2 protein-coding genes are annotated in these 1,361 nt (G+C 58.3%); both read left to right on the top strand.

Annotation, left to right across the window (positions count from 1 at the left end):
- The coding region (locus QEP12_RS16855) for a Mu transposase domain-containing protein (protein WP_431308111.1) at positions 1 to 727 on the top strand (727 nt) is incomplete at its 5' end.
- A partial coding sequence (istB, locus tag QEP12_RS16850) for an IS21-like element helper ATPase IstB (RefSeq protein ID WP_284214982.1) occupies positions 717 to 1,361 on the top strand: 645 nt, incomplete at its 3' end. The genes QEP12_RS16855 and istB, both read left to right, overlap by 11 nt.

The following is a 1,361-nucleotide window of genomic DNA, read 5'->3' as shown; positions in this document are numbered from 1 at the left end:
CGCTGCCCTCAACGATTGGCTGGAGCAACGGTGTCAGCAGCTCTGGCAAGAGATTGCGCATGGGCAGTTACCTGGCTCACTCGCCGATGCGTGGCAGCAAGAGCGCTCTAGCTTGATGCCGATGCCTCGGCCATTCGATGGGTTTGTCGAGCATGCCAAACGGGTCTCACCTACCTGCTTGGTGCACTTTGAGCGCAATCGCTACAGCGTGCCAGCCTCTTATGCCAACCGGCCTGTGAGCTTGCAGGTTTATGCCGACCGCCTGGTCGTCGTGGCAGAAGGCCAACTCGTCTGTGAACACCCGCGCATCATTGAGCGCAATCACCAAGGCGGTGGGCGTACGGTCTATGACTGGCGCCATTACTTGGCCGTATTGCAGCGCAAGCCTGGCGCATTGCGCAACGGTGCACCGTTTGCCGAGTTGCCAGACGCATTCAAACGACTGCAAGCTTTGCTCCTGAAGCAACCTGGCGGCGATCGCGAGATGGTGGAAGTTCTTGCCTTGGTGTTGCAGCACGATGAGCAAGCCGTCCTGGCCGCTGTCGAGTTGGCTCTGGAGGATGGCGCACCCCGCAAGACCCACATCATCAATGTCTTGCACCGCCTCATTGATGGAGCACCTCAGCCCGAACCCATCCATTCGCCCCAAGCCCTGGCCTTGATCGTTGAGCCCCAGGCCAACGTCGTGCGCTACGACCAACTCCGACAGGTGCGCCATGCGTCATGACCCCGCCATTGCAGCGATCATCATCATGCTGCGCCAGCTCAAGATGTTTGGCATGGCTCAGGCCGTGACAGAACTTGCCGAGCAAGGCTCTCCTGCCTTTGAAGCTGCACACCCCATACTGTCGCAACTGCTCAAGGCCGAGAGCGCAGAGCGAGAAGTACGCTCTATTGCCTATCAGCTCAAGGCAGCCAAGTTTCCAGTCTATAGAGATCTGGCAGGCTTTGACTTCGCCCACAGCGAGGTCAATGAAGCCTTGGTACGCAACCTTCATCGCTGTGAATTCATCGAGAAGGCCAACAATGTGGTGCTTGTCGGAGGCCCCGGTACTGGCAAGACGCACATTGCTACGGCCCTGGGTATTCAGGCCATTGAGCACCACCGTCAAAGGGTGCGATTCTTCTCGACCGTGGAGTTGGTTAATGCATTGGAGCAGGAGAAGGCTCAGGGCAAAGCCGGACAGCTCGCCCACAGGCTGGTGCATACCGATCTGGTGATACTCGATGAGCTGGGCTATCTGCCCTTCAGCTCATCTGGTGGTGCGCTACTGTTCCATCTGCTGTCGACGCTTTACGAACGCACCAGCGTGGTGATCACCACCAACCTGAGCTTCAGCGAATGGGCCAGCGTGTTTGGG

It is taken from the genome of Comamonas jiangduensis (assembly GCF_030162955.1).
In the GTDB taxonomy this organism is placed as follows: Bacteria; Pseudomonadota; Gammaproteobacteria; order Burkholderiales; family Burkholderiaceae_C; genus Comamonas; species Comamonas jiangduensis.
This window is presented reverse-complemented; position numbering and strand designations above follow the sequence as displayed.